We start from the raw sequence: 19,493 nt of genomic DNA, 5'->3' as shown, positions 1-19,493 counted from the left end.
CCTAGCGCAGCTTCTTGATGCGTTCGCTCGGGCTGATCACGTCCGTCAGGCGGATGCCGAACTTCTCGTTGACCACCACCACCTCGCCGTGGGCGATCAGGGTGCCATTGACCAGCACGTCCAGCGGCTCGCCAGCCAGGCGGTCCAGCTCGATCACCGAGCCCTGGTTGAGCTGCAGCAGGTTGCGGATGGTGATGTCGGTGTTCCCCACTTCCATGGAGATCGACACCGGAATATCGAGAATCACGTCCAGGTTAGGCCCATCCAGGCTGACCGCCTGGTTGCTCTTCGGACTGCTGCCGAACTCTTCCATCGGCGCCCGCGGCGCGCTCGGGGGGGACTTGGCACCCGTGCCGCTGGCGGCGAGCATGGCATCGATGTCGTCCTGACCGGCATCACCGGACTCGGACAGGGCCGCAGCCCACTCGTCGGCCAGCGCTTGCTCCTCGGGGGAGGTGGTTTCATCGGTGTCGGCCATCGTATGTCCTCGACTGGCGGGTAACGGGGTGCCCGGCGCTTAGCGCGGGCGCTCGATCGGTTCTAATACCTGGAAGGCCAGGTTGCCCTTGTGCGCACCGAGCTTGACCTTGAACGCCGGTACGCCGTTGGCGCGCATGACCACGTGGTCGGGCATGTCCACCGGAATCACGTCGCCGGGCTGCATGTGCAGGATGTCGCGCAGCTTCAGCTGACGACGCGCCACAGTGGCGCCCAGGGGCACCCTGACGTCGATGATGTCCTCGCGCAGGGCCTTGACCCAGCGCTCATCCTGGTCGTCGACATCGGACTGGAAGCCGGCGTCGAGCATCTCGCGGATCGGCTCGATCATCGAATAGGGCATGGTGATGTGCAGGTCGCCGCCGCCGCCGTCCAGCTCGATATGGAAGGTCGACACCACGATGACCTCGCTGGGGCTGACGATGTTGGCCAGCGCCGGATTCACCTCCGAGTTGACGTACTCGAAGTTGATCGGCATCACGGCCTGCCAGGCCTCCTTCAGGTCGATGAAGGCCTGATCCAGGACCATGCGCACCACACGCAGCTCGGTGGGGGTGAACTCCCGACCCTCGATCTTGGCGTGGCGACCGTCGCCGCCGAAGAAGTTGTCGACCAGCTTGAACACCAGCTTGGCATCCAGAATGAACAGACCGGTGCCACGCAGCGGCTTCATCTTCACCAGGTTGAGGCTGGTCGGCACGTACAGCGAATGCACGTACTCGCCGAACTTCATCACCTGCACGCCGCCGACCGCCACGTCCGCCGAGCGGCGCAGCAGGTTGAACATGCTGATGCGGGTGTAGCGGGCGAAGCGCTCGTTGATCATCTCCAGGGTCGGCATGCGCCCGCGGACGATGCGGTCCTGGCTGGTCAGGTCATATTGTTTGACGCTGCCAGGCTCGGCGGCGTCCTCGGTCTCGACCAGGCCGTCGTCGACGCCATGCAGCAGGGCGTCGATTTCATCCTGGGAGAGCAGGTCTTGCACGGCCATCTCCGACTCCTGACTACTGCAATACGAAATTCGTGAACAACACTTGCTCGACGGCCAGTTGGCCCGTCTCCTTCTGCGCCAGCTCCTGCACCCTAGCCGTCGCCTGCTGGCGCAGTACTTCCACGCCTACCGGAGTCGACAAGGCTTCGAAGTCCTGGCCGGAGAACAACATCACCAACCGATTACGCAATACCGGCATGTGCACCTTGAGCGCGTCCAGGGCGGCCTGATCACGGGCCATCAGGGCCACACTGACTTGCATGTAGCGAGGACGTCCTTTGTAATCGAAGTTGACCACGAAGGCCGGAGCCAGAGTTTCATAAATCGCCGGCTGCTTGCCCGGCACACTCCGCTCAACCGTTTCATTGGTACCAGTGGCCTGCTTCGTGCTCCCTGTACTGAGGAAGAACCAGGTTCCGCCGACCGACAGTGCCAAAGCCAACAGCAAAGCCAGCACAACCAAAATGATAGGTTTGAGCTTGCCTGCCGGCTTCGCCTCAACGCCTGCGGAGTCCTGCGACTCGTCTGTCTTTGCCATGCCAATAATCCGTCACTGAGCGGCGTACCATCCGCTTTAGGGAGTTCGGCAGCAAGTGTTATGCCAGCTTTGCCTCAAAGGTTCCTGACGTGCTGCCCCTGGAATTCCGGCTTGCCTTGCACGCAAGCCAGCGACCGGGACTTCGCCGGCCGCTCCCTATAGAACGCAGCGGAGTCATCCGGGGCAGCCGATATAACAGGCCCCTGCGCCGTTGTCACGTGCAAACCTCCAGACCGCTTCCTGCGATTGGCTTTCAGGCGGTGTCCCAGCGTGTCAGCGACCAGCGCTGCAAACACACTCCACTAGGCGTAATAGTCGACCAGACCACGATCACTAATCTGCGACCTGACTGGCAGCTCGACCGTGCCGGCGGCCGACTCATCCTCGAGGCCGCCGAGCGATGCCTGATTGCCACCTCCACGCCCACTGTCGTTCCCCTCCTGCCCCTGCCAGCCGCGACTCAGGGACTGGTCCGAGACGTTGACATCGAGCAGATTCATGCCCTGCTGAGCGAACAGTTCGCGCAGCCGGTGCATCTGCCCCTCCAATGCATCACGGACGCCCGCATTGGGGCTGGCGAAGGTCACCTGGGTCTGGTCCTGGGCCATGTTAATGCGCACCTCCAGGCGACCCAGTTCGGCGGGATCGAGCTGGATCTCGGCGGACTTGAGGTTCTGGCTGGACAGCCACATCACCCGATCCACCACCGCCTCGCTCCAGCCGCCTTGCTGCATTGCTACCGGCTGCCCCGGAACCAGCGCAGCACGGGGCGCCAACGGGCTCTGCTGGCCGATCGCCTGGCTCAACGCGCTGAGCTTGCTGACGAAGTTCTCCGGACGGTTGTCGGCCGAGCTCTCTTTCAAACTCTCCAGCCCCTCAGCGGTCAATTCGAGCAGCGGCACCTCGGCCGACTCCCCGCCCCCCTTCTCGCTCTGCTGCGCGGCCATCGCGGCCATGGCGCCGGCAAACCCTTGCCCCGCATTGAGCGTGGCCTGCGCCGCCGCGCTGGTCGTGGCCTGCTGCTCAGCCGCAGCTTCCTTAGCCTTGGCCCCCAGGTCCAGGGCCATGCGCACCGCCGGCACCTGATTCAGAGCCTCCAGTTCAGGGTCGAGACTGGCCTCGGTCAGGCTCGCCGGTCCCGAGCCGACCAGACTGGCCCCGGTCAGCGGCATTGCCCCCTCCCCCTCCGGAAGCACTTCCGCGGACACCTCGACCTGCGACTGATGGCTATTCAGCCCCAACAGCAGCAAGGGATCGACTATGGGGGGCTCGTCCGCCGACTCGCTCGGCAAGGCGTTGCCGCTTTCGGCAAGCGGAGGCGGCGCGGCGGCAGCGTCGGCTTGAGGCTGAACGGCATCGTCCTGGTCGGTTTTCTTCTCGCGACTGGGCTTGGCAGCCCCGTCGGCGCGCTCCGCGGAGCCGGCCTGGCGTTCCTTCGCATACACCTGAGAGAAGCTGGAACCCTCATTTTTGCTGGGTTCGGCCGGTTTGGCCGGGGCTTTTCCCGGCGGCGTTTTCGGCCTGACTTCAGCGGCCGGTTTGAGCAGAACATCTGGGGCGACGGACACGGGCACTCTCCGTTCGGATGGGTCGTGCCGTGATCACTGCAAAGGATGGGCCAATTCTTGGGTCGGGGCATCCGCGCCGGCGACGCGGTAGCGGACAGGCTGCGGGCAATACGCCTAGAGACGGTAGCGCTGGAGCTCGGCCCTGCACAGGATGCGCACGATGGCGAACTCGCGCTCGATCTGCTCGATGAGTTCGGCCGCCTCGCCCACTTGTTCGCGACGCCCCGCCTCCTCCAGTTGCCGGCACAGGTCGGCGAGTATCGGCGCGCCCATGTTGCTGCAACTGCCCTTGAAGCTATGCGCAGCCAGGCGCAACGCCTGTGCATCTGCGGCCAGTTCAGCCTCATGCAGCAGACGAAGGCGCTCCTCGGAGTCAGTCAGAAAAGTATCCAGCAGCACCGGATACTCAGCCTCCATGACGTCCTGCAGCACCGACTGCACGGCGCTGTCCAGATGGCTATCGGACACCCCGGTCACTCCCTGATCAAAACGAGCGCGATTATGCCTCAAGCCGCCAGGAGAACTCCACGCACACGCCCTGGCCGTCGGCCGGCCAGGTGCAGCGCTCGCTCAGCTGACGAACCAGGGCGAGCCCCCGCCCACAGAGGCTGTCGAGGCGCATCTGCCTCTCCAGAATCGCCTGTCCGTCGAACCCAGGACCGCTGTCCTCGACCCTTGCGATGAGCCGGCCACCGCCCGCCTCGGGCCGTAGCTGCAGATGAAAACGCACATAGCCGTCGTCGAGGCCGTCCAGGCGCGCACTGCGCTGTCGGTAGTACTCGGCGAAGCCCTCCGCATCGCGCTTGAGCGCCGAGTCCAGGCCCAGCACGCCATGCTCCAGGGCGTTCGAATAGAGCTCGGCGAGCACGCTGTAGAGGGCCCCTCCCTGGGGCCGCAGGCCCTGCACCTCGAGCAGTAGCTGCAGGATGAACGGCAATGGATTGAAACGCCGCAAGGTTTCCCCGCGGAACTCGAAGCTCGCCGACCAGTCCAGCGGGTTGTTCTGGCCGCTGCCGGAAAACGCCAGGGGTGGCCGGCTCAGCGCGCTGGCCTCAACCGCGCTGACCTCGACCAGGCTGATGTCATCCTCCTGCTCCCCGCGAAAAGTCACCAGCGCCTGCTGGATATCCTCGAAAACGCGGTCCGGCGCGCGGTTCTCGGCAAACACTTCGAGCAAGCGCGCTTCGCCGAACAGTTGGCCATCGCCGTTGCGCGCTTCCAGTACGCCATCGGAAAGCAGGACGATCCGGTCGCCCGGCTCCAGGGGATAGACCTGATACTCGTCGTCGAACGCCCGCGTATCGAGGATTCCCAGCGGCAAATGACGGGATGGCAAGGCAACGCGCTCGCCACTGGCCCCGCGCAGCAAGTAGCCATCGGGCAAACCGCCGTTCCACACTTCGACCTCGCGGCGCTGCGCGCTCAAGCTCAGCATGGTGGTGCAGCAGAACATGCCCACCGGCAGGATGCGTTTGAGCTTGGCGTTCATCTCGCGCAGGATCTCGGCCAGGGAATAGCCCTTGGCGGTCATGCCGTAGAACACCTCGGCCAGCGGCATGGCGCCGATCGCCGCCGGCAAACCATGGCCGGTGAAGTCCCCGAGCAACACATGCATGCCGCCATTGGGCTTGTAGGCCGCCAGCAGCAGGTCGCCATTGAACAAGGCGTAAGGGGATTGCAGGTAGCGGATATTCGGCGCATTCAGGCAGCCGGAGTGCGCCACCTTGTCGAAGACCGCCTTGGCCACACGTTGCTCGTTCAGCAGGTAGTCGTTGTGCTTGGCGATCAGGTCGCGCTGCTGCAGCACGGTGTCCTGCAGGCGACGCAGGCGATCCATGGCCTTGATCTTGGCCTCGAGGATGACCCGGTTGTAGGGTTTTGCGAGAAAATCGTCGCCACCTGCCTCCAGGCAGCGCACCAAGGCTTCACCCTCGGTCAGGGAGGTCAGGAAGATGATCGGCACCAGCGCCTCGCCAGCCATCCGCTTGATCTGCCGGGCCGCCTCGAAGCCGTCCATTACCGGCATCAGTGCATCCATCAATACCAGCTGTGGATGCTCGCGTTCGAACAGCTCGACCGCCTCGCGGCCATTGCTTGCCGTCAGGGCGCGGTGGCCCTGACGGCTGACGATGGTCGACAACAGCAGGCGATCGGCCGCATTGTCCTCGGCGATCAGGATCGACAGGGGCTCAGCCATGGTCACTGGCATTCGCTTCAGGCGATCTGGAACAACTGCTCGAAATTGGAGATGGCGAGGATCTTGCGCACATCCGGATTGCAATTGAGCAGCCGGATCTGGGCGTGCTCCCCGCCGGCATGGTCGCGCAGCAACAGCAGCATGCCCAGCGCCGAACTGTCCAGATAGGTGGTGCCCTTGAGGTCGACGACATAGCGCTCGGGACTGAGACTGGCCCGCTCGTATGCGTCACGAAACTCTTGATGCGCACCGAAATCGAAACGTCCTTGAATCACTATGGTCAGCTCTTGCCCATCAGGCGAGGGCAGCGAGGTGATGGCCATGACTTACTCCTTTATCCAGCTACACGGTCGATAGCGCATCTGGTCGAAAACAACGCAGCGCCGATCCCTATGCACATTCCGCAGGGTTTAGATGTAGCACCCAGAACCGTCAGCGGCAACCCTCATTCAGCCCGAGTCACGAGCGGACAGACGTTGCGCCAGCTCATCGAGCAGCTTCTGCTCGCGCTTGTCCTCGATCTGCCGGGCCTCATCGCGATAGCGCTGGACCAGCTTGCGCAGCCCCTCGAGACGGGCGTAACGCTGCTGCCAGGTGTCGCGTAGCTTGTCCAGGTTGGCGCGGTGCCAGTTCACGCTCTGCCGCTGCTGGCCGATGGCGGTCTCCAACTGGGCGAGAAAGCGCTGATAGTTCATCAGCCACTGCCCGGATACGCCGCGCTGGCCTTCGCTGATCCACTGCTGCTGGTAATCGGCCAGGTACTGCTCGAGCTCGCCGAGCTTGACCTCCGCCTGGCGCAACTGGCCCTGGGCCCGCCCCAGCAGCACCGCCGCCTCGCGCTCGGCCCGTTCGGCCATCTGGATTACCGGCGCCAGGCGCGCGGCACGACTGGTCGACACTTAGCCCCCGGCTGCGGCGGGGTTGAAGGTGGCCGCCAGCTGCGCGCTGCTGCGCTCGAGATTTTCGCTTTCGCCCAGACTCTGGCGCAGGTACTTGACCATCACCGGCTGGCGGGCGATGGCCAGGTCGGTGTCGGCATCGCCGCCCGGCACATAGGCACCGACGCTGATCAGGTCGCGACTCTGCTGGTAGCGTGACCAGAGCTGCTTGAAGCGCTGCGCCTGGCGCAGGTGCTCGGGCGCCACCACCTGCGGCATCACCCGGCTGATCGAGGCCTCGATATCGATGGCCGGGTAGTGCCCCTCCTCGGCCAGGCGCCGCGACAGCACGATATGGCCATCGAGCACGCCGCGCGCCGCGTCGGCGATCGGGTCCTGCTGGTCGTCGCCTTCGCTCAATACGGTGTAGAAGGCGGTGATCGAACCGCCGCCGGCCTCGGCGTTGCCGGCGCGCTCGACCAGCTTGGGCAGCTTGGCGAACACCGACGGCGGGTAGCCCTTGGTCGCCGGCGGCTCGCCGATGGCCAGGGCGATTTCCCGCTGGGCCTGGGCGAAGCGGGTCAGGGAATCCATCAGCAGCAGGACGTTCTTGCCCTTGTCGCGAAAGTACTCGGCGATCCGCGTGCAGTACATGGCCGCGCGCAGGCGCATCAGCGGCGCATCGTCGGCCGGCGAGGCCACCACCACCGAGCGCTTGATCCCCTCTTCGCCGAGGATCTCGTCGATGAACTCCTTGACCTCCCGGCCGCGCTCGCCGATCAGCCCGACCACGATGATCTCCGCCTCGGTGAAGCGGGTCATCATGCCGAGCAGCACGCTCTTGCCGACGCCGGTACCGGCGAACAGCCCCAGGCGCTGGCCGCGGCCTACCGTGAGCAGGCCATTGATGCTGCGGATGCCGACATCCAGCGGCTGTTCGATCGGATGGCGTTTGAGCGGGTTGATGGTCGGGCCGTCCATCGGCACCCAGTCCTCGGCCTTCATGCCGCCCTTGCCATCCAGGGCACGGCCGGCGCCGTCGAGCACCCGACCGAGCATCGAGCGGCCCATCGGCAGACGCCCGGTATCCGGCAGCGGCACCACCCGCGCACCGGGGGCGATACCTGACAGGCTGCCGACCGGCATCAGGTAGATCTTGCCGTTGGAGAACCCCATCACCTCGGCCTCGACCTGCACCGCGTGGTAGCTGTCGTCGTTGATCACCAGGCAGCGGCTGCCCAGGGCCGCACGCAGGCCCTCGGCCTCCAGGGTCAGGCCGACCATGCGCAGCAGGCGCCCCTCCACCACCGGCTGCACCGGCAGTTGCACGGCCTCACGATAGCCGGCCAGGCGCTTGCCGAAGCTGGTGCGCTCAAGGCGCATCGGGCAACTCCTGCGCAGCGTCCAGATCGATATCCAGATCAGCCGCCACGGGGTTGGTAACCTGTTCGCGCTGCTGCTCGAACAACTGCTTGAGCGCCTGCTCCAGGCGCGTCTCCATGCTCGCATCGATACGGCTGTGCTCGCTCTCGACGCGGCAGCCGCCAGGCAGCATGGCGTCATCCTCGAGAATGCGCCAGCTCTCTTCGTGGCGCTCGCGCAGGGCCTTGATCACCTCGAAATCCTGGGGATTGAGGTGGATGCGCACATTGCCCGCGCCCATCGGCAGCAGTTTGAGCGCCTCGCGCAGGACCTGGCGAATCTGACTGGAGTCGCTGGCCAGCTCGCGCTGGATCACCTCCCGGGCGATGTGGCTGACCAGATTGACCATGGCTACCTCGACCTGTTGATCCTGCTCGGCAATCGGCTCGAAAAGCTGAGCCATCAGTCGCTCCAGACCGGCCAGTTTGGCGGACAGGGCCGCGTCGGCCTCCTGCTTGGCCTTCAGTTGCCCGGCATGAAAACCGTCCTTCTCGCCGGTGGCGAAGCCCTCGTTGTAGGCCTCCTGGCGGATGGCCTCCAGCTCGTCGAGCGTCAAGGGCTTGACGTCCTCCAGAGGCACTTCCTCGATTTCGTTCTGCGAGGGCTGGGGCGCGTCGCCCTGCCCCTCCTCAGGCGTAGCCTCGCCCCCCGATTGGGCCGAGTCGCCGCCGTTATCGAAACTGGGCAGCGCCCAGCGATCGAATGCCCCGAGATCCTTGGCGCGAATCAGCTCGCTGGCCCCTTGCTTGTCCGCCATGACTTAGACCATCTCCTCGCCGCCCTTGCCGCCAAGGACGATTTCCCCGGCTTCGGCCATGCGCCGGGCGATGGTGAGGATTTCCTTCTGTGCCGACTCCACGTCGCTGACCCGTACCGGCCCCTTGGCCTCCAGGTCGTCGCGCAACAGCTCGGCGGCGCGCTTGGACATGTTCTTGAAGACCTTCTCCTTGATCGCTTCGTCGGCACCCTTGAGCGCCAGCACCAGCACGTCCGACGAGACCTCGCGCAGCAGCGCCTGAATCCCGCGGTCGTCGACATCGGCCAGGTTGTCGAAGACGAACATCAGATCTTCGATCTGCGTCGACAGGTCCTCGTCGACCTCGCGGATCGAGTCCATCAACTGGCCTTCGGTCGAACTGTCGAGGAAGTTCATGATGTCGGCGGCGCGCTTGACCCCGCCGAGGCTGGCGCGGGTGGTGTTGGCGCTGCCGGAGAACTGCTTCTCGAGAATCAGGTTGAGTTCCTTGAGCGCCGCCGGCTGCACGGTGTTCAGGGAGGACACGCGCAGGACGATGTCCAGGCGCACCTTGTGATCGAAGTGGCTGAGCACCTCGCCGGCCTGATCGGGGTCGAGGTAGGCCACGACGATGGCCTGGATCTGCGGGTGCTCGTAGCGAATCACGTCGGCCACCGCCCGCGGCTCCATCCACTTCAGGCTGTCCAGGCCGCTGGTGCTGCCGCCCAGAAGGATGCGGTCGATCAGATTACCGGCCTTGTCCTCACCAAGGGCCTGGGTCAGCATCTTGCGGATATAGCCGTCGGCGCCCACGCCCAGACTGGTCTGATCGCCGACGATGTCGACGAATTCGCCCATCACCTGCAGGACCTGCTCGCGGTGCACGTTGCGCATGCCGGCCATGGCCACACCGACCTTCTGCACCTCCTTGGGCCCAAGATGACGCAACACCTGGGCGGCGTCGGTCTCGCCGAGGGAGAGCAGGAGGATGGCGGCCTTGTCGACCTTGTTCAGTTTCGCAGCAGTACGATTGTCACTCATCGGCGTTGATCCACTCTTTCACGACCTGGGCGACGCGGCCCGGGTCTTCGGCGACCAGGCTCTTGATCGCGTTCAGCTGCGCATCATACCCCTCGGTCGGGCTGGGCAGGAGGATGCTCTGTGGGCCGCCGAGGCTGACCCGATCGGCGGAGAGTTCGCCGTCCAGACCGCCCATCTCGCCCAGCTCGACATCGCGGTTGCCATTGCGCCCGGAGCCGGAATAACGACTCGATTTGCCGGCACTGGTGATGTTGTTGAGCACCGGGCGCAGCACCCCGAACACCAGCACCAGGATGAACAGCACGCCGAGCACCTGCTTGACGATGTCCCAGAACCAGGGCTGCGTGTAGAACGCCACCTCGACGATCTCTTCACCCACTTCGACGGTGAACGGCGTATTGATCACGCTGACGCTGTCGCCACGGCTGGCGTCGAAGCCGACCGAATCCTGTACCAGACGGGTGAAGCGGGCCAGTTCGTCGCTGCTCCACGGCACGCGGGTCGCTTCGCCGGTGGCCGGGTCGACCTTGAGCTGGTCGTCCACCACCACCGCCACCGACAGCCGACGCAAGCGCCCCTGCTGCTGCTTGGTGTAGCTGATCGAGCGATCCAGCTCGAAGTTGCGCGTGGCCTGCTCGCGCTTGTCCGCCGGGTACGGCGCCAGCATCGGCTGGCCGGTGGCCGAATCGATGACCTGTTGACCGTTGGCGTCCAGCAGCGGCTGACCGGGGGAGATGGCTCCGGCAGCGGCGGCGCCGGCCTTCTCCGGCGCGCTGGCCGCGCCCGGTGGCTGGTTGCTCAACGCCCCGGGCACCCCCTGGGGGCCGAGACCGCTGGTGCGCTGCTCGCTGACCTGCTGTTCGCTGCGCAGCGCCGGCTGGTCGGGGTTGAACATCTCCGAGGTGGATTCCACCGCGCTGAAGTCGACATCGGCCGAGACCTCGGCCTTGTAGCGACCGCTGCCCAGCACCGGCTGCAGGATATTGTGCACGCGCTGGGTGAACAGGCTTTCCAGGCGCCGGCTGTAATCGAACTGCTTGCCGGCCATGCTCAGCTCCGACAGCTCGCGCTGATCGGAGAGCAGGTTGCCCTTCTGGTCGACCACCGTGACCTGGGCCTTGTCCAGTTCCGGCACGCTGGTGGCCACCAGGTTGACGATGGCCATCACCTGGCTCGGCTCCAGGGCGCGGCCCGGATACAGCTCGACCAGCACCGAGGCACTGGGCTTGCGCTCGTCGCGCACGAACACCGAACTCTTCGGGATCGCCAGGTGGACACGGGCGCCCTTGACGTTATTGAGGCTGGAGACGGTGCGGGCCAGCTCTCCTTCCAGGCCGCGACGGTAGCGGGTGGCCTCCATGAACTGGCTGGTGCCGAGGCCCTGCTCCTGATCGAGTATCTCGAAGCCGACGCTCTTGTCGCTGGGCGACACGCCAGCCGCCGCCAGGCGCAAGCGGGCCCGCGACATGTCTTCGGCCTTGACCAGCAGGGCACCGGAGTTGGGCTCCACGGTATAGGCGATGTCCGCCGCCGTCAGCGTCTCGATCACCTGGGAGGCATCCATGCCGTTGAGGCTGCCGTACAGCGGGCGGTAATCCGGCTGCTGCGACCAGAGCACCACGGCGAAACCGACCGCCACGCTGGCGGCAAGACCGACCAGCAGGCCGATCTGCCGCAACATCGACATGTCCGACAGGTTTTCCAGAAAACTCAGGCCGAAGAGCGGCTTCTTCGACTCGTCGCCAGCGGTGGCGGGGACTTTTGCGGCAAGGGCGTCGGCCATGATTCAGAACCTATCCTTAAACCGGCATCTGCATGATGTCTTGGTACGCCTGAACCAGCTTGTTGCGCACCTGGGTCATGGCCTGGAAGGACACACTGGCCTTCTGCGAGGCGATCATCACGTCGGTCAGCTCGACCCCGCCCTGTCCCATCTCGAAGGCCGTGGCCAGTTTATTGGAGGCCTGCTGGGTTTCGTTGACCTTGTTCACCGCCTGGCCGAGCATGTCCGAGAAGCTCGGTGCGCCCGGCTCCGGAGCGCTGGCAACCGGCTTCTGCCGCGCCATGGCCTCGGCTTGCATGGAGCGCATTTCCAACATCAGGCGATTGAATTCGACACCCTGGCTCATACTCTTTCCTCCACTGGCCGCGGAATTTTGACGCTGCGCGGCGCTTTAGAAAGGGTGTTTGCAACAAGGGTGCCAAGACACCCGGGAGCGGGAAGCGAATTGCCCGCATAGCGGCACAATCCGGCAGCGCCTCACATCCCCCGGGCAGCGAGGCGCAGCGAAAACCGAGCCGAACAGGCAGAGGCGCGCCGCTCTGCATAGCGGCGCGAGTCAGGACCCGAGGATGACTGGCGGTGACCGCCCGCCTCAGCTGGCGTAGAGGTAGGCCTCCACGTCCAGGCCGGCGTCGCGCATCTGCGCCAGCTTGTAACGCAGCGTACGCGGACTGATGCCCAGGCGCTCGGCGGCCTCCTTGCGCCGCCCGCGCTCGGAGCGCAGGGTATCGATGATCACCTGGAACTCGCGGCGACGCAGATCCTCGCCCAGGTCGCCTGCCTCGGCCGCCGGCACCTCCGCCAGCGCAGCGCCGCTCGGCGCACCGGCAGGCACCGCGACCAGCTGGGGCTGGGCAGCCGGGGCGAAGCCGATGGGCGCAGTCAGGCAGAGGTCCTGGGGCTGAATCAAACCGCCCTGCTGGAGAATCAGCGCGCGCTGGATGGCATTGTCCAGTTCGCGCACATTGCCCGGCCAGGCATGGCTCACCAGGCAGGCCTGGGCCTGGGGCGACAGGCGAATCGGCGAGTGATTCATTTTTTTGACGTGCTTGGCCAGCAGCCGCTCGGCCAGGGGCACGATATCGGCCGGGCGCTCGCGCAGCGGCCGCCAGGCCAGGGGAAAGACCGACAGGCGATAGTAGAGGTCCTCGCGGAAACGCCCGGCGGCCACTTCGCCGGCCAGATCGCGGTTGCTGGTGGCCAGCACGCGAATATCCAGGCTGATCGGCTTGCGCGCCCCGACGCGCTCCACCTCGCGCTCCTGCAGCACCCGCAGCAGCTTGGCCTGCAGCGCCATCGGCATCTCGGAGATCTCATCGAGCAGAATGGTGCCCTTGTCGGCCAGCTCGAACTTGCCCGGCGCACTGGCGACGGCGCCGGTGAAGGCCCCCTTCTCGTGACCGAACAGGGTGGCTTCGAGCATGTTGTCGGGAATCGCCGCACAGTTGATGGCGATGAACGGCTGCGCCGCCCGCGGCGACTGCTGGTGGATATAGCGCGCCAGCACCTCCTTGCCGGTACCGGACTCGCCGGTGATCAGCACCGTGGAATCGCTCTGCGCCACCCGCGAGGCCAGCTCCAGCAACTGCAGACTGGCCGGTTCCAACGCCACCGGCCCATCCTGCTCGAGCGCGCTCAGGCGGCCCAGGGCATGGCGCTCGACCAGCGCCAGCAAGGCTTTCGGCTCGAACGGCTTGACCAGATAATCCGCCGCGCCCTGGCGCATCGCCTCCACCGCGCGCTCGACCGCGCCATAGGCCGTCATGAGCAGCACCGGCAGCTGGGGCTGGCGCTGACGAATCTGCGCAAGCAGCTGGTGACCGTCCATGCCCGGCATGTTTACGTCGCTGACCACCAGGCCAAACGACTCCTCGGCCAGGGCGTCCAGAGCCGCCTCGGCACAATCCACCGCCCGGTAGTCGTGGCCGGCCAGCGCCAGGGTATCGGCCAGGGCTTCGCGCAGGGCGCGGTCGTCTTCGACCAGCAGAACTTTGGCAGCCATGGGAATCACTCCTGAATCAAGGGTTGTGCCGCGCGGATCAGCGGCAGAATCAATAGGGCGCAGGTACCGCGGCCGGGCCGCGACTGCAGGCGCAGCTCGCCCTGATGGGCGCGCGCGACCGCCTTGACCACCGCCAGGCCAAGCCCGGTGCCGGTGGCCTTGGTGGTGAAGAAGGGTTCGCCCAGGCGCGCCAAAGTGGCGCCATCTATACCCGGGCCGTTGTCGCTGATGCACAGGTGCAGCGCGTTGCCGCGGCGATACAGATGGACTTTCAGTCGCGCCTCGCGGCCGGCCGCCTGGATGGCGTTGTCCAGCAGGTTGAGGGCCGTGCCGACCAGGGTGTCGCGATTGCACAGCAGCTCGCCTTCGCGGGCATCGCACTGCCAGCGCACCGTCATGCCCTGGACATGGGACTCCCCCGCCGCCCGCAAGGCGTCGAACAACGCCTTGGGAGCCAGGCGATCCGGCAGCGGCAGCTCGCCACGGGCGAAGATCAGCATGTCGCGCACCTGGTGCTCCAGCTCGTGCAAGCGCTCCTTCAGCCGCCCGGCGAAGCGCTGCTGCTGCTCGGCCGGCAGCACCTGCTCGGTCAGGTGGCTGGCATAAAGCAAGGCAGCGGACAGCGGCGTGCGGATCTGATGGGCCAGGGACGCGACCATCCGCCCCAGGGCCGACAGGCGCTCGTGGCGGGATAGCTGATCCTGCAGGCGACGGGTTTCCGTCAGGTCGGTGAGCAGCACCAGCTGACCGGGCTCGCCGTGCAAGGAGCGGGTGGCAATCGACAGGCGCCGGCCATCCTTCAGGGAGATCTCGTGACCGTCGTCTTCCCGTGGCGCGAAATTGCGCGCGATCACCTCGCGCCACAGCATGCCGGCCAGCGGCTGGCCCAACAGGTTGCGCGCCACCGGATTGGCTTCGCGCACCACGCCCTGGCCATCGATCACTATCACCCCGCCTGGCAGCAGGTCCAACAGGCTCTGCAGGCGATGGGCCAGGCGCTCCTTCTCGGCCAGCTCCTGCATGCGCTGGGCGCTGACCAGGGCCAGCTGACCCTTGAGCTCGGCGACCCGGGCCTCCAGCATGCTGTAGGACTCGCTGAGCTGGTTGGACATCTGGTTGAACAGGGTGAAAGCCTGTTCCAGACTGGCGCGGCCAGCCTCCTCGGCGGGGGCAGCAGGCGCCGGGAGGGCGTCAGGGGAAAGCTGGGCATTGGAATTCATGGTTCTCTCTCGTGCCGCGAGCCGTCATAAGACAGTCAGTTGCCTAAGAGATAGCAATCCCCGTGCCTAAAAAATAATCTTTATTTTTCAACCACCTAAAAAACAAAGCCGAAGCTCGTGTCAAAGCTTCGGCTTTATTGATGTCCAGCGCGCCAGTCTGCTGACTGACGCTCCGGCCGTCAGTCCTCGAGCTGGCCTTCCTCGTCGCGGCGGTTCATGCCGTACTTGCGCATCTTCTCCACCAGGGTGGTGCGGCGGATGCGCAGACGCTCGGCGGCGCGCGCCACCACGCCGGCGGCGTCGTCCAGCGCCTGCTGGATCAGGCCCTGCTCGAGGTTGCCCAGGTAGTCCTTGAGGTCCAGCCCCTCCGGCGGCAGCATCGCCGGCTTGTCCACCCCCGGCAGGCCGGAAACGATGGCGGCCCGCTCCTCCAGCTCATCGCGCAGGCTGGCGGCCAGTTGCTCGTCCTCATCGTCGACATGACGGAATTTCTTCGGCAGCTCACCGACACCGATCACGCCGTAGGGGTGCATGATCGCCATGCGCTCGACCAGGTTCGCCAGCTCGCGCACGTTACCCGCCCAGTCGTGCCGGCACAGCGACATGATCGCCGCCGAGTTGAAGCGGATGGAACCGCGCTTCTCATGCTCCATGCGCGAGATCAGCTCGTTGAGCAGCAACGGGATGTCTTCGATACGCTCGCGCAGCGGCGGCATCTCGATGGGGAACACGTTCAGACGGTAGTACAGGTCCTCGCGGAAGCTGCCCGTCTCGATCATGGTCTCCAGGTTCTTGTGGGTCGCGGCGATGATCCGCACGTCGGCGCTCTGGGTCTTGTTGCTGCCGACGCGCTCGAAGGTGCGCTCCTGCAGCACGCGCAGCAGCTTGACCTGCATCGGCAGCGGCATGTCGCCGATTTCGTCGAGGAACAGGGTGCCGCCATTGGCCAGCTCGAAGCGCCCGGCGCGACTGGTGATGGCACCGGTAAACGCGCCCTTCTCATGACCGAACAGCTCGCTTTCCAGCAACTCGGCCGGAATGGCGCCACAGTTGACCGGCACGAACGGCGCGTCGCGACGCTTGGAGTGGTAGTGCAGGTTACGCGCCACCACTTCCTTGCCGGTACCGGACTCGCCAAGGATCAACACGCTGGCCTCGGTGTCGGCCACCTGCTGCATCATCTGGCGCACGTGCTGGATGGTGCGGCTGGTGCCGACCAGGCTGCGGAACAGGTTGGTCTCGCGCTGACGCCCACGCTCACGGGCCTGGTCATACATCTCGCGGTAGACCTGGGCCCGATGCAGGGAGTCGAGCAGCTTGTTGTAGCTCGGTGGCATCTCCAGGGTCGCCAGGACGCGCCGACGCAGGTCCGCCGGCCACTCCGTACTGACCTGCTCGTCGAGCAGCAACACAGGCAGGAATTCATCCCAGGCCGCCAGATCCTTGAGCAAATCCAGGATGCCACCCTTGGCCTGCACGTCGCCGATCAGGACGCTCAAAACACCACGGCTGGACTCCAGCGGCGATACCGCATTGCGCCAGTCCTTGCTGGAGCAGGCGATGTGCTCTTCGCCCAGGAAGGCCAGGATGACAGCCAGATCACGACACCGCTCAGCGTTGTCGTCGATCAAGAGAATTTTGGTTTCACGCCACATATTGTTTTGGTCTTTTCCAGGGAGTGAAGGGGCCCACACCACCACGCAGGAGGCGCCGGCAATTGGCCGCTAGTAAAGTCAATTTCAGCAAGGCAGTCAATTTTATGGCGTGATTTTTTTGCTTCGCCCGTCGGATGGCATAAACGACTGTTTCAACAGAAAGGGATTTAGTCGGTTTCTTCCACGAAGGGCAGTGATCAGGCGGGATAAAGAGCGGCTAACACGCATAGAATACTTGGCAACTGCAGCGAGTCGGCTCAACCAAAGAGCTGATACACCTTGGCCCCCTGCTGGGACTGATTCAGTTGAATCAACTCTCCGGCCAGGCGCTTCTGCTCGGCCTGGCAGACATTGACCAGCTCACGATAGAGGTCGAGCAACTCCTGCATGCGCGCGCGGAGCACGCCTTCATCCTGCTCGGCCTCGACCATGGCATCGTCCACGGCTTGGCGGCACTGCAGGTCCAGCTCACCTATCGCCGCCCAATCCCGGGAAGCCAAGGCACTGCGCAGAGCGCTACCGGTATCTTCCAGGCGCTGGACAGTTGAACTCATGATCCTGCTCCTCTAGGTGTCGGGCCGCATCATTGGCTGATTGCGTCCCAACCGGTCTTCACTTCGCGCAACAACCCTGCGACTTCCTCGAGCGGGGCGATTTCGTTTTTCACATTTGCCTGCAGCAATCGGGTAGCCATGTACTGGTACAGACTATCCAGATTGGCGGCCAGCTCGCCACCCTTTTGCAGGTCCAGGCCCTCGCGCAGTCCGCCGATGATACCGATGGCCTTGCCGATAAGCTCCCCCTTGAGCGCAACCTGCCCCCGCTCCATTGCACCGCGAGCCTGGGCAATACGAGTCAGACCGCCATCCATCAGCATCTGGATTAACCGATGCGGGCTGGCATCCACTGCCTGGGCCTGGGTGTTGACGGTCTGATACTGCCGCATTGCTGTCATCGCGTTCATGCTCAATGTACTCCAGTGTAGTGCGGGAATACTTTATATATCGACCATGACGGAAACAGCTTTAGAGCCGGCGTGAAAAGTATCTAGTTGTTTGAATTGGCTGAAGTTAGAGCAGAAATGGGGAGGCCCGCCGGGATGGGACGGGCAGAACGCAGCGTCAGGAAGCCGCAGGCTCCAGGTCCGGGCCGATGGCAACCCAACCGTCACGAATCTGCGTCAACAGCCCCTGCACTTCCTCGAGACTGCGCGGCGTCTTGTCCAAGGCCACGCCGGCAAGGCGACGGGTGATGTAGTCGTAGAGGGCGTCGAGGTTTTCCGCGAGTTCGCCCCCCAACTGCTTGTCGAGGCTGGCCTGAAGAATGCCAATGATGGAAATCGTGCTACCGACCGCCTCCCCCCTGACGGCCGGACTGGCTTGCTGCTGTGCCAACAGGGCCACGGCAATGCGTTCCAGCGCACCATCGAGCAACAACTGGACGGCTTGATAGGGACTGACTTCCCGACCAGTGTCGACGGCTTTATAGGTATTGATCGGATTATCCACGAGTTAACTGTCCTTTCTGACTGAGCCCGGCAGGCTGCCGAGGGCTTGGGCGAGTCGCTCACTGGTCTGGTTCAACTGACCTACGAGCGCATCCATGGCATTGAACTGGGAAAACAGCCGGGTCTGCAGCTGCTCGACACGTCGGGTCAAGGCTTCGCGCTGCTTGTCGATATCGTTCAGGGTGGACTGCAGGCCGTCCATACGCTGTTCCAGCACCCCGCCGGTCTGGACGTAACCGTCGATGCGCTTGTCCAGGCGGCTCATCAAGCCGGTGTCGCCGGTGAAGAACGTGGCAACGGCATCGAAGTTGTCCTTCAGCACGGCACTCAACTTGGCGTCATCGATCTTCAGGGTGCCATCCTGCTGGGTGGTGATCCCCAGGTCGGCCAACACCCGCACGCCCCCCTGCTCAGCCGGGTTGACCAGCTCGTTGCGCATCCCCCCGACCAGCGCGCGAACCGATGCATCCCCCACCAGGCCACCGACCACCGGCGGTTTGCCTTCGCCCACCTCGACCACACTGGTCAGGTCATTGCTGGTGGTGATCAGCTTGTTATAGGCCTCGACGAACTTCTTGATGTTGCTGGTGACGCCGACCTTGTCCTGGCCGACAGTGACCGTCAGCGGCTTGTTCTCCTCGGTCTTGCCGACCAGGGTCATGGTGACGTCGGGGATGGCATTCTCTACGGTATTGCTCGAACTCTTGAGCGCAAGGCCATCGATGCTGAACTCGGCGTCCGCGGCCTGCTCCAGATACCCCGCCGCATTACCCGAGACCTGGACAGCGCCGTCGACGGTCAGCGCACTCAAGGCCGCATCGCCGGTTTCGATGAAGATATCCTTGCCCGCCCCCGTGTCCTTGGCATTGAGCACCAGGCGCGAGGTGCCGTCGGCGGGGTTGTTGACCACGTTGGCGGTAATGCCCTTGTCCTTCAACGCGGTGTTGAGCTTGTCGCGAATCTCCACCAGTGAGCTGTCCGCGGCGATCGCCACCTCGGTTCCGGCATCGGCCGCGCCCAGCTTGATCTTCAGGGTACCGCTGGCGGAGGTCGAGAAATCACTGGCCAGGGCCGCGGTGGCCACCTTGCTGCTACTGGCAAGGCGGTCGACGTCGACCTTGTAGGTGCCCCCCAGGGCAGAGGTACTGGCCGTGGCGGTCAGGGCTGAGGTATTGGAGGAAGTGGCCGTGCGCTTTTCGAACAACTCAGCGTTGTTGAGGCTCTTCATCGCCGTCTTGAAGGTGCCGAGTGCGCCCTTCAGTTGCCCCAAGGCAGAGAATTTGGTGGTCGAGGCTTTTTCCAGGCGCGCCAGCTGCGCTTCCTTGGGCGCTTTTTCCGCGCCAACCAAGGCTCCGACTATGCCATTGATATCCAAGCCGGAACCAATACCGGTTATCCCTACCATGCTAACCACCTCGTCATGGGTTTGACGCTTTCCTCAGATACTGAGCAACCAA

The 19,493-nt window shown here is 64.7% G+C and carries 20 protein-coding genes; all 20 read right to left on the bottom strand.

Annotated features, from left to right (window positions below):
• Window position 1 precedes the first annotated feature (1 nt).
• Complete coding sequence (fliN, locus tag KDW96_RS19535; protein WP_255837889.1) at window positions 2–478, bottom strand: flagellar motor switch protein FliN; 477 nt, start codon at window positions 476–478, stop codon at window positions 2–4.
• 39 nt (window positions 479–517) lie between these two features.
• A complete protein-coding gene (fliM, locus tag KDW96_RS19530; RefSeq protein WP_255837888.1) occupies window positions 518–1,489 on the bottom strand; it encodes a flagellar motor switch protein FliM in 972 nt (323 codons plus the stop codon).
• 13 nt (window positions 1,490–1,502) lie between these two features.
• Window positions 1,503–2,027: a flagellar basal body-associated protein FliL gene (gene fliL / locus KDW96_RS19525; protein WP_255837887.1), complete on the bottom strand. Its 525-nt coding sequence runs from the start codon at window positions 2,025–2,027 to the stop codon at window positions 1,503–1,505.
• 302 nt (window positions 2,028–2,329) lie between these two features.
• Window positions 2,330–3,595, bottom strand: coding sequence for a flagellar hook-length control protein FliK (locus KDW96_RS19520; protein ID WP_255837886.1), 1,266 nt, complete (start codon window positions 3,593–3,595; stop codon window positions 2,330–2,332).
• A gap of 114 nt (window positions 3,596–3,709) precedes the next feature.
• Window positions 3,710–4,063, bottom strand: a complete 354-nt coding sequence (locus tag KDW96_RS19515; RefSeq protein ID WP_255837885.1) for an Hpt domain-containing protein — start codon at window positions 4,061–4,063, stop codon at window positions 3,710–3,712.
• Between the two features lie 31 nt (window positions 4,064–4,094).
• A complete protein-coding gene (locus tag KDW96_RS19510) occupies window positions 4,095–5,792 on the bottom strand; it encodes a fused response regulator/phosphatase (RefSeq protein ID WP_255837884.1) in 1,698 nt (565 codons plus the stop codon).
• 17 nt (window positions 5,793–5,809) lie between these two features.
• Window positions 5,810–6,115, bottom strand: coding sequence for an STAS domain-containing protein (locus KDW96_RS19505; protein ID WP_255837883.1), 306 nt, complete (start codon window positions 6,113–6,115; stop codon window positions 5,810–5,812).
• Window positions 6,116–6,241: 126 nt separating this feature from the next.
• Entirely contained in the window at window positions 6,242–6,691 is a 450-nt protein-coding gene (gene fliJ, locus KDW96_RS19500) for a flagellar export protein FliJ (RefSeq protein ID WP_255837882.1), read from the bottom strand.
• A complete protein-coding gene (gene fliI, locus KDW96_RS19495) occupies window positions 6,692–8,053 on the bottom strand; it encodes a flagellar protein export ATPase FliI (protein ID WP_255837881.1) in 1,362 nt (453 codons plus the stop codon).
• Window positions 8,043–8,849, bottom strand: a complete 807-nt coding sequence (fliH, locus tag KDW96_RS19490; RefSeq protein ID WP_255837880.1) for a flagellar assembly protein FliH — start codon at window positions 8,847–8,849, stop codon at window positions 8,043–8,045. Before fliH ends, fliI begins: the two co-directional genes overlap by 11 nt.
• Window positions 8,850–8,852: 3 nt before the next feature.
• Window positions 8,853–9,869: a flagellar motor switch protein FliG gene (gene fliG, locus KDW96_RS19485; RefSeq protein WP_255837879.1), complete on the bottom strand. Its 1,017-nt coding sequence runs from the start codon at window positions 9,867–9,869 to the stop codon at window positions 8,853–8,855.
• The gene (gene fliF, locus KDW96_RS19480; RefSeq protein ID WP_255837878.1) at window positions 9,862–11,652 is read right to left on the bottom strand and encodes a flagellar basal-body MS-ring/collar protein FliF; all 1,791 of its coding nucleotides are present in this window, start codon (window positions 11,650–11,652) and stop codon (window positions 9,862–9,864) included. Before fliF ends, fliG begins: the two co-directional genes overlap by 8 nt.
• Window positions 11,653–11,668: 16 nt before the next feature.
• Window positions 11,669–11,998 carry a flagellar hook-basal body complex protein FliE gene (gene fliE / locus KDW96_RS19475; protein WP_255837877.1) on the bottom strand — a complete coding sequence of 110 codons (330 nt, stop codon included), beginning with the start codon at window positions 11,996–11,998 and terminating at the stop codon, window positions 11,669–11,671.
• A 246-nt stretch (window positions 11,999–12,244) separates the two neighbouring features.
• On the bottom strand, window positions 12,245–13,654 hold the full coding sequence (fleR, locus tag KDW96_RS19470; protein WP_255837876.1) for a sigma-54-dependent response regulator transcription factor FleR: 1,410 nt from the start codon (window positions 13,652–13,654) through the stop codon (window positions 12,245–12,247).
• A 5-nt stretch (window positions 13,655–13,659) separates the two neighbouring features.
• A complete protein-coding gene (locus KDW96_RS19465; protein WP_255837875.1) occupies window positions 13,660–14,874 on the bottom strand; it encodes a sensor histidine kinase in 1,215 nt (404 codons plus the stop codon).
• A gap of 179 nt (window positions 14,875–15,053) precedes the next feature.
• Window positions 15,054–16,529 carry a sigma-54 dependent transcriptional regulator gene (locus KDW96_RS19460; protein WP_255837874.1) on the bottom strand — a complete coding sequence of 492 codons (1,476 nt, stop codon included), beginning with the start codon at window positions 16,527–16,529 and terminating at the stop codon, window positions 15,054–15,056.
• A gap of 257 nt (window positions 16,530–16,786) precedes the next feature.
• Window positions 16,787–17,083 carry a flagellar protein FliT gene (gene fliT, locus KDW96_RS19455; RefSeq protein WP_255837873.1) on the bottom strand — a complete coding sequence of 99 codons (297 nt, stop codon included), beginning with the start codon at window positions 17,081–17,083 and terminating at the stop codon, window positions 16,787–16,789.
• A gap of 29 nt (window positions 17,084–17,112) precedes the next feature.
• Window positions 17,113–17,493, bottom strand: a complete 381-nt coding sequence (gene fliS, locus KDW96_RS19450; protein WP_255837872.1) for a flagellar export chaperone FliS — start codon at window positions 17,491–17,493, stop codon at window positions 17,113–17,115.
• Window positions 17,494–17,650: 157 nt separating this feature from the next.
• A complete protein-coding gene (locus KDW96_RS19445; RefSeq protein WP_255837871.1) occupies window positions 17,651–18,037 on the bottom strand; it encodes a flagellar export chaperone FliS in 387 nt (128 codons plus the stop codon).
• Between the two features lie 3 nt (window positions 18,038–18,040).
• The gene (gene fliD / locus KDW96_RS19440; protein WP_255837870.1) at window positions 18,041–19,441 is read right to left on the bottom strand and encodes a flagellar filament capping protein FliD; all 1,401 of its coding nucleotides are present in this window, start codon (window positions 19,439–19,441) and stop codon (window positions 18,041–18,043) included.
• Window positions 19,442–19,493 lie beyond the last annotated feature (52 nt).

The sequence above is a fragment of the Pseudomonas benzenivorans genome (assembly GCF_024397895.1).
Taxonomy (GTDB): Bacteria; Pseudomonadota; Gammaproteobacteria; order Pseudomonadales; family Pseudomonadaceae; genus Aquipseudomonas; species Aquipseudomonas benzenivorans_A.
This window is presented reverse-complemented; position numbering and strand designations above follow the sequence as displayed.